7 protein-coding genes, 1 tRNA gene and 2 pseudogenes are annotated in these 5952 nt (G+C 34.3%); 9 read left to right on the forward strand and 1 reads right to left on the reverse strand.

The genetic code is table 11. The annotated features are described in order from the left end of the window. Positions 1–263 precede the first annotated feature (263 nt). From rplU to WGMM_RS07320, 9 genes and pseudogenes are all read left to right on the forward strand, one after another. Entirely contained in the window at positions 264–566 is a 303-nt protein-coding gene (gene rplU / locus WGMM_RS01530; RefSeq protein ID WP_038249055.1) for a 50S ribosomal protein L21, read from the forward strand. Between the two features lie 10 nt (positions 567–576). Further along, positions 577–846 (forward strand): 50S ribosomal protein L27, encoded by a 270-nt coding sequence (gene rpmA, locus WGMM_RS01535; protein ID WP_038249057.1) that lies wholly within the window; start codon positions 577–579, stop codon positions 844–846. 9 nt (positions 847–855) lie between these two features. Continuing rightward, positions 856–932 (forward strand) — tRNA-Ile (locus tag WGMM_RS01540). A gap of 57 nt (positions 933–989) precedes the next feature. Then, positions 990–2162 (forward strand): methionine adenosyltransferase, encoded by a 1173-nt coding sequence (metK, locus tag WGMM_RS01545; RefSeq protein WP_038249060.1) that lies wholly within the window; start codon positions 990–992, stop codon positions 2160–2162. Between the two features lie 126 nt (positions 2163–2288). Continuing rightward, entirely contained in the window at positions 2289–2972 is a 684-nt protein-coding gene (locus WGMM_RS01550; RefSeq protein WP_038249063.1) for a TenA family protein, read from the forward strand. A 44-nt stretch (positions 2973–3016) separates the two neighbouring features. After that, complete coding sequence (locus WGMM_RS01555; RefSeq protein ID WP_038249066.1) at positions 3017–3676, forward strand: TenA family protein; 660 nt, start codon at positions 3017–3019, stop codon at positions 3674–3676. Positions 3677–3723: 47 nt separating this feature from the next. Continuing rightward, positions 3724–4533: a cytochrome c oxidase subunit 3 gene (locus tag WGMM_RS01560; RefSeq protein WP_038249069.1), complete on the forward strand. Its 810-nt coding sequence runs from the start codon at positions 3724–3726 to the stop codon at positions 4531–4533. Further along, positions 4534–4703, forward strand: a pseudogene (locus WGMM_RS07315) (crossover junction endodeoxyribonuclease RuvC); the annotation flags it as partial. A 104-nt stretch (positions 4704–4807) separates the two neighbouring features. Further along, positions 4808–5126, forward strand: a pseudogene (locus tag WGMM_RS07320) (crossover junction endodeoxyribonuclease RuvC); the annotation flags it as partial. 44 nt (positions 5127–5170) lie between these two features. On the opposite strand, the gene ruvX reads toward WGMM_RS07320, so the two are convergent. Then, complete coding sequence (gene ruvX / locus WGMM_RS01570; protein ID WP_010082183.1) at positions 5171–5638, reverse strand: Holliday junction resolvase RuvX; 468 nt, start codon at positions 5636–5638, stop codon at positions 5171–5173. Positions 5639–5952: the final 314 nt, after the last annotated feature.

Below are 5952 nucleotides of genomic sequence, written 5' to 3' on the forward strand. Positions count from 1 at the left end.
CCAGTGTCAGCTACTCGGATGACAGGAGAAGGGGCTACTTGCATGACGGTGTCGGTAAACTTAGAGCTATAACAACTATTTGCCTTTTTTCTGCTTAGGTTATGCAAGAAGTCTACTGTCTGAGAAAAGGTAGATAAAAGATGAAAACAGATAGAAGTATTTTAGTAGCTCAAAAAGAACGTTAAGTCATGCTTTTTATTTATATTGACAGCGTATATGACATCGTTTACGATTAAAGTCAATAACAATAATTTATATTTATCATGTTTGCAGTAATTGAGACTGGTGGAAAGCAATATTTAGTAAAAGAAGGTAGTATAATAAAGGTAGGGAAGTTAGAAGCTGAAGAAAAAAAAGAGGTGGAAATCAATAAGGTGATTTGTATTTCAAATAATGGCTTATCTTATTCATCTAATGCTACTGTTAAAGCTGAAGTGTTGGAGCAGTGCAGGGGGGAAAAAATTATAATCTTTAAGAAGAAAAGAAGAAAAAATTACCGTAGGAAAACTGGTCATAGGCAGTATATAACTGTTCTTCGTATAAATGAAATTAGTCTTCAAAAGTAAGAGGTAAGATATGGCAACTAAAAAATCAGGTGGTAGTTCCTGTAATGGTAGAGATTCAGCGGGTCGTAGGTTAGGAATAAAGAAGAATGGGAAGGTTATTCCTGGTAACATAATTGTGCGCCAAAGAGGCACAAAATTCCATCCTGGGAAGAATGTTGGTATAGGTAAAGATCATACGATTTTTGCTAAAGTAGAAGGCTGGGTCAGCTTTAGAAGGTCAGCAAATAAAAAGACTTTTATTGATATCGTGCCTACAGATAATATGAAAGCTTCAGCTTGAATAAATCATGGGTCTGTAGCTCAGGTGGTTAGAGCGCACGCCTGATAAGCGTGAGGTCGGAGGTTCAACTCTTCCCAGACCCACCATTTAGTAGTTACTAACTGTGTTTTCTATAGCGGTTTTGATATTGTATAAGCAAAAACATGAGTTTATATAAAAATTTAGTAACCAGTGAATCAGTGGCGGCTGGTCATCCAGATAAAGTAGCAGATCAAATTTCAGATGCAATACTTGATGAGTACCTTTTTACTGATCCTTTTGCGCGAGCTGCAATAGAGACTTTAGTCACCAAAGATAACGTTATTATAGCTGGGGAAGTGTTTGGGCCTAACATCAAAAATAGCAGGATTGAAAGTATTGTACGGAATACAATAAAAGATATTGGTTACAAGCACGATGGGTTCCACTGGAGAAAAGTGAAAGTAAATATATTGCTGCATGAGCAATCAAATGACATTGCAATAGGGTTGGATCAAGGTGCTGGAGATCAGGGCATAATGTATGGCTATGCAACAACAGAGACAGAAAACCTTATGCCGGCACCCATTTTTTATGCACACTCGATTCTGAAAAATATCATGAGTGCAGTTAAAGAAGCGAAACTTGGTCCAGATGCAAAGTCACAAATCACTTTGGCATATGAGAATAACCTCCCGGTATGTGCTGAAAGTATTATTGTCTCAATACAGCACCCTGAGGATTTGGATCAATCAAAAGTAAAAGAAATAATTTACCCTTACATAGTTTCATCTTTACCTGAAGGATGGATGTGTCCTGAGGAAAATCTCTTAGTCAATCCAACTGGTAGATTTGTTATTGGTGGACCGGTTAGTGATTGTGGATTAACCGGACGAAAAATTATGGTTGATACTTATGGAGGTTATATTCCACACGGTGGAGGAGCGTTTTCCGGAAAAGATGCAACCAAAGTTGATAGATCTGCGGCTTATATGGCAAGATATCTTGCTAAAAATATTGTCTTTGCAGGTTTGGCTGAACGTTGTCTTGTGCAGCTTTCTTATGCAATTGGTGTATCAAAACCTACTTCATTCTATATTGATACATTTGGTGCGAATAAGGTAGAGGAAAGAGTAATTAAAAAGTTTATCGAGAATAATATAGATTTATCAACAAAAGGCATAATCAAGCATTTATCGCTTAATCATCCTATATATAAACGTACAGCCTGTTATGGACATTTTGGTAAACAGTCGGAAAGGGACGGTGGATTTTCTTGGGAAAGCATGAACTTGTCTGCTGATCTTTGTAGAGAATTCAATATAGAAGGTAATAGTAAAATTTCTTTAGATTGCTAAAATTTTTGATTTACAGCCACATATTTATATACTAGCTTATTGTTAAAGCATAGCACGCTTTTTCATAATAATTATACCACATTAGTAATAATTTTTATATTCAATTTTTATTGTGAGGCTTATAAAGTGTATAACGAAATAGAAGGAGAACTGTACAACGTAATTGTAAAAGAGTTTTCTGATCTTATTGATAAAATAAAAGAACACCCTTTTAATGTTGAATTGATAAATAATACATTAGATTATGAAAAATTCAAATTCTACCTTCAGCAGGATTTTCTGTATTGTATAGATTGCGCTCGTGCTTTTTTAATTGTTGCAGCTAGAGTTGATGATATTGAAATGATGAGTAGTTTAATCAATTTGGCACAAGGAGCATTTTATGTTCGAGAACAGTATAAAAAATATTTTGAAGATTGTGATCTATCTGATGATCACAAAAAGTCAAGAGCTTGTTCTGCCTTTACTGACTTTTTCATGAGTGCCGCATATCACAATTCTGTTAATGAAGCTTTAGTAGCATCTTATTCTTGCTTTAACATATACCAAATCGTTATACGCCATATGGTAAATGAAATAACAACTAAAGGGGTTAAAAATAACAAATACAAAGAGTGGATCAACATTTATAGTAGCGAAACAGTAAATGCTGTAATTGATGAGGTTACTGATATTACAAATAAGCTATATAAAAAAGCTAGTGACTGTGAAAAAAAGAGGATGTATGAGTTTTTTAAGAAAGGGCTGGAATTAGAAATAATGTTTTGGGATGAGGCATATTACTCTAATATATCTAGCAAAGAATATTAGCAGCGGATTATTTACGTTAACTTGATCTTTTATCGGTAACTACAGTGTTCAGTGGCATAATTAGGAGCTGTTACGGGTCAAATCTTTTAAAGGATATAATTAAGCACCCTTTTAATGTTGAGTTAGCGAATAACACCCTAAATATAGAGAACTTCAAGTTCTATGCTCAACAAAAGACGTTGTTCTTAGGTGATTATATTCGTACCACCTTAATTACTGCATCCAGAATGGAAGATTATAGTAGTATTATCTCGCTTGCTGAAGTAGCCCAAAGAGTAGTGACTGTTAATAGAATGCTATATGACTACTACTTTACTATGTACGGTATAAGTCGCGAAAAGAAATCTCTTGAGTGTTTTAATTTCACTAATTTTCTTTTATCCATCTCGCATAGTAATACCTATGAGGCTATGACGGTTTTGTATTCTTGCATGTTTATATACGAGACTGTCGTTGATAGCATGAAAAATAGATTCAAGAAAAATAATAGATATAGGGATTGGTTTGATTTTTGTTACAGTGATTCAGTAAAGTCTGGATGCATTATTTTGGAAAATATTGTTGATGGATATTGCAGCAGAGCAAGAGAAAACGAAAAGAGCAGAATGCTTGAGTTGTTTAGAATAACTGCACAATTTGTGTTAGATTTTTTGAACGGTGCATATAATTTTTCAAGATTCAATCAATTTCCTAAGGAACATTGACAATTTTAAGCTAATTTGTATCCTTAGTAAGTATTTTTTAAAATGCTATGAAAAGTAAAGAACATGATTTTCATTTAGTGGATCCAAGCCCTTGGCCAATTGCTGTATCAGCAGCAATTCTTATTCTTGCACTTGGATTAGTTGGCGCGCTTCATAAACAAATTGTCGGAATGTTTTGTTTAGTTTTGGGAATCTCCGCAGTATCAGGGGTGCTGTTTTATTGGTGGAGAGATGTAATAAGGGAGGCCATTTATGACAAATGTCACACTGCCATTGTAAAACATGGACTCAAATTTGCAATGTACTTGTTTATTCTCTCGGAGGTCGTATTTTTTATAGTGTTCTTTTGTTCATTCTTTAAAGCCTGGCTTGATCCAGTTTTTTTATTTGAGGCGTTTTCTCCTGCAAAAAAAGTTGAATGGCCCCCTGATCCGTGGTCACTACCATTCATGAATACATTAATATTATTGCTTTCTGGTACAACAATTACTTGGGCAAATCACTCTTTACTTAAAAATGATAAAAAGAGCATGATTAAAATGCTGTCCATAATTCTATTGCTTGGAGTTTTTTTTATAATAGTGCAAGCAATAGAGTATCATGAAGCGAGTTTTTCTCTACAAGAAACAGGAGAAAAGCTTATTTATACATCCAATTTTTATATGATTACCGGTTTTCACTGCGCACACGTTGTAATAGGAATAATATTTTTATCAGTGTGTTTATTTAGAGCACGGAAAGGCCAATTTACACTTCAGGACCATTTGTGCTTTGAGTTTGCCTCCTGGTATTGGCACTTTGTAGATGTAGTCTGGATATTTTTATTTTTGTTTGTCTATTGGTTAAGCGTTTATTAAGTGGTTAAAATAATAGGTTAGATCCAGGAATAAGCAAGACTGGGTGGGCCATTATCAGCCTGAACGAAAAAAATAATATTGAATTTTTGGGCGGCGGTACCATATCAACTGATGGTAAATTGGGTACAGGGGAACGCCTACATATAATTTTTGAACAATTAAAGAAAGTATAGCTCTTTTTACAATAATCCGAACAGACCGTAATATGCTACTGGCCTGCTATAGCCATAAACACATATCTTATCGCATTCGGACTATTATAAGAAAGGCTATAATTTCCCTATACTCTCCGAATGAAGCTGCGGTGGAGAAAATTTTTGTTAATAAAAATCCTAAATCTTCACTAACTTTAGGATATGCAAGAGGGGTTGTAATTTTAGCGTTAAAAATAACAAAGCTAACTATGAATGAATATGATGCAAACTATGTAAAAAAAAAGCATTACCGGAAATGGCCATGCTGGTAAACCGGAAATGGCAAATAGCAAAAAGCAAATAGTTAAAAATTTGAGTATAAAATGCCACCATGCTGCTGACGCTCTTGCTGTAGCAATTTGTCATGCTTATACGAAAGGTTCTTGTTTTGTTGAGTAACTTTTATATGGGATTCAGTTTCAAGATTTCCAGATCTGGAAAAACTATTTGATTGTATTTATCTTGTCTAACGTTCGTTGCAAAATAATACATGCGGAGATTTTATCATCTATTTTTTTCGATTTTGTGATTGATATTCCAGTAATTTTTAGTGTATGAGTTGCGATAGATGTTGAGAAGCTTTCGTCTTGTAAGTATATATTTACTTTATATTTTTTTATTATTTTATTTGCGAATTGGATTATAGTTTTACACCATTTAGTTTCTTGCTCGTCCATTTTTAACGGTAGTCCTATTACCATTGATCCAGATTCATTTTCTTTGAATATTCTATGCAGATAACCTAAATCTTTGCTCATATTTTTTCTGTGATATATGCTATGAGCTGTGGCTATGAGCTGTGTTTTATCGCTAAATGCTATGCCTATTTGCTTTTCTCCCATGTCAAGGCACATTATGCGCTTATCTTTTGGAATAGACTTTAGAAACTCATCTGGATTTCTATGTAGCATCTATTAGACTTCCTTTAAAGTGACCTTACCAAAAAAGTGGAGAGAAAGTTAAGAAAATTTTTTACAAAAAGAATAATGAATCAAATTGCTCAGGAATGCAGTAGACTTCTTGCATAACCCAAACTAAGTAGAAAAAAGGTATCATTTAAGTAGCTGACACTGGTTTCCATCCAAAAGGGCAGTGCCCCTATGATGTCATTCCAGTGCTTGACACTGGAATCCAGACTTCAATTGTTATACTTGTAAATAAGTCTGGAACGTTCATCTCAAAATGTAGTATTTTTGTTGAAATAGCTCAACTGGATTCCAGCGTC

The organism is Wolbachia endosymbiont of Glossina morsitans morsitans, assembly GCF_000689175.1.
GTDB classification, from domain to species: Bacteria; Pseudomonadota; Alphaproteobacteria; order Rickettsiales; family Anaplasmataceae; genus Wolbachia; species Wolbachia pipientis.